The 2,353-nt window shown below is 68.0% G+C and carries 3 protein-coding genes; 1 reads left to right on the top strand and 2 read right to left on the bottom strand.

Features of this window, described 5'->3' with window-relative positions:
• Positions 1–533 precede the first annotated feature (533 nt).
• Positions 534–938: a hypothetical protein gene (locus AB0D67_RS23375; protein ID WP_362939376.1), complete on the top strand. Its 405-nt coding sequence runs from the start codon at positions 534–536 to the stop codon at positions 936–938.
• A gap of 95 nt (positions 939–1,033) precedes the next feature.
• Here the strand turns inward: AB0D67_RS23375 and AB0D67_RS23370 are convergent, their stop codons facing one another.
• Entirely contained in the window at positions 1,034–1,453 is a 420-nt protein-coding gene (locus AB0D67_RS23370; protein ID WP_362939397.1) for a PH domain-containing protein, read from the bottom strand.
• Between the two features lie 26 nt (positions 1,454–1,479).
• Positions 1,480–2,247 carry an antibiotic biosynthesis monooxygenase gene (locus tag AB0D67_RS23365; RefSeq protein WP_362939373.1) on the bottom strand — a complete coding sequence of 256 codons (768 nt, stop codon included), beginning with the start codon at positions 2,245–2,247 and terminating at the stop codon, positions 1,480–1,482.
• Positions 2,248–2,353 lie beyond the last annotated feature (106 nt).

The raw sequence follows: 2,353 nt of genomic DNA, 5'->3' as shown, positions 1-2,353 counted from the left end.
TCATGCACTGGCTTTTAGCACACTGTTGAGTTCTCAAGAAACGGACGCGTTCACCGTCGGTCCGGATCATCGATCCGCCCTCCGGGGCATTCGTTTCGCGTCTCAATCTTAGCAGTTCCGCCTGGTTTGTGTCAAACTGTCGCTTTCGCTTCAGCCGACCCGCACCCGCCGGATCCACCTGGATCTCGACCACCCTGTCGCCAGGGCAACCCCTCTAACTTACTCCAACATCTGGTTCATGTCCAATCATGCGGACACAGCCGAAATGTCGGTTTCAGTGTGAGGGAGGTGCCGGGCATCTCACCCGCCCGGGACCTTGCGGTTCCCGGGGGCTCGTTGCCCCGCAGGAAGAACATTAGCAGGCCCCAGAGACCACAAGGACAACTTGCCAACCATCCCCGAGGGTCGTGCGTCCCAAACGTGAGCGGAAGGACGCGGGCACGCGCAAGCGGACGTCAAGCCGTCCGCAATCGCCGCTCTATATGACAAGGGACGAGGGTCAGGATCCTGACTCCACCATGGAGGTGAGCAGCATGGCCCGTTCGGAGTTCGACGACATCCGCGCGCACATCGACGCGGAGGCCGATCACCCTGAGGACCTCCTCATGGTCGCCAGATCCCTGCTGAGCGACCTTGAGGAGATGCGGATGCGTGAGGCGTTGCTCCGGTCCCACTACCTGCGCCTGCTGACCGCGGCCCGGGCGACGGTGGCCGCCGAGGCGGCCGGCCACCCGCAGCCGTTCACGTTCCTCCGCGACGAGCTCGCCAAAAGGGGCCAGCTTCCCGCCACCGACGAGGAGGTGACCCAGATCCTGGCCGACGCGCACACGGCGGCCGCGTTGCTGGGGGAACTGGAGAAGTCCACGCCGGAGAGGGGCGGGGGCGGCGGACCCCGTCTTCGCGCATGCACCGGCATGAGCCGTACCCTCCACCGCTGACGCGTTTCCCGGGCGCGGGAGCCCGGGTACCGCGAAGGCCCCACGCCCATGGATCGATGGAGACCGCGGGTGGAGACCGCGGGCCAGCGGGGCTCTCAGTGGCCGCTCCGCAGGGTGCACAGCCGGTCGGCGACCTCCTGGCAGGGCACTCCCAGGTCGAAACGGCTCAGCAGGAAGATCCCGTCGCCGGTGTCGATCTCGAGGAACTCCGTACGAGAGGTGAGGCGGGTCCGTGTATCCACCCGGATCCGCTCGACCGCGCTCCACGGCACCCGTTCGGAGCCGGCGAACCCCTTCACCACGACGAGTCCGTGGCCGTCGGCGCTGAGCCGTACCGGAGCCAGGACGTCGCGCAGGGCGAGGGCGGCGGCCGCCAGGGTCGCGACGCCCGCCAGGATCACACCGCGCGGATCCCCGATGTTCAGCACCGTGAGCAGGGCGAAGCCGAGGGCGGCGACGCCTTTCAGGGCGGGGAGTTCTCTGCGTACCCGCCAGCGCAGGAGCGGTCCGGACATGTCATCCACACCGGCACGCTAGCCGCTCATCCGCGAGGCGTGTAGGGCGGCGCCACGCCCCATCCCCAGTGCGGCACCGGGGCCTTGGCCGCCGGGGCGGCTCCCGGCTGGGAGTTGGCGAACGCCAGACGGGTCCCCCACTCGATGTAGCCGAGGAACGCCGCGCGGAACTCCGGGTCTCCGGGAAGGCCGACCTCGTCGGCGGCGTCCAGGAGGAGGTTCACCCATCGGCGGCGCTGCCGCTCGGTGATGCCCCTGCCGAGGTGCTGGGAGAGCATGTGGGCGTATCCCCCGCGTTCCCGGGTGTAGCGGTCGGGGCCGCCGAAGACCTCACCCAGCCAGATGGCGACGTAGGTGGGGTGGCGCGGGTCCATACCGGCGAACAGCGGGCCGATGAGCTCATCCTTCAGCACGTGCCCGTAGAACACCTCGGTGAGCCGCTCGAACGCCTCGGCTCCGCCGGCCCAGTCGTACAGGGTCGGCACCGAGGCCCCCTGCCCGCGGACATCGGTCGGCTCGTAGTGGCGCATCTCCTCGATGTCGGAGACGTAGGGCCGGATCTCAGCGAAGAAGGCCGCGAAGTTCGGGCCGTTCCGGAAGCCTCCGAGGTGGTCCTCGGCGGAGGTCCAGGTGATCCGGAGGATGTAGCGACCGGCCTCCTCCGCGCACCGGGTGAGCTCGTAGTCGACGCACTCGGGAGCGTTGCCGAGGGGCACCGCGGCGCGCCGGTAGGCGGCCTCGAAGTCTGCCGACCGCTCCTCGGGAACGCGGTAGCGGATGTATTCGACGATCAATGGCCCGCCCTTCCAGCGAAGATCCTTGATCGAAGGTAATCATGTAAGCAACCGACGCACAACAGGAACGCGAAAATGCGAAGGGCCCGGATCTCAATGAGATCCG

It is taken from the genome of Streptosporangium sp. NPDC048047, from assembly GCF_040653115.1.
In the GTDB taxonomy this organism is placed as follows: Bacteria; Actinomycetota; Actinomycetes; order Streptosporangiales; family Streptosporangiaceae; genus Streptosporangium.
The sequence above is the reverse complement of the archived record's forward strand: the minus strand, read 5'-3'. Positions and strand labels throughout refer to the sequence as shown.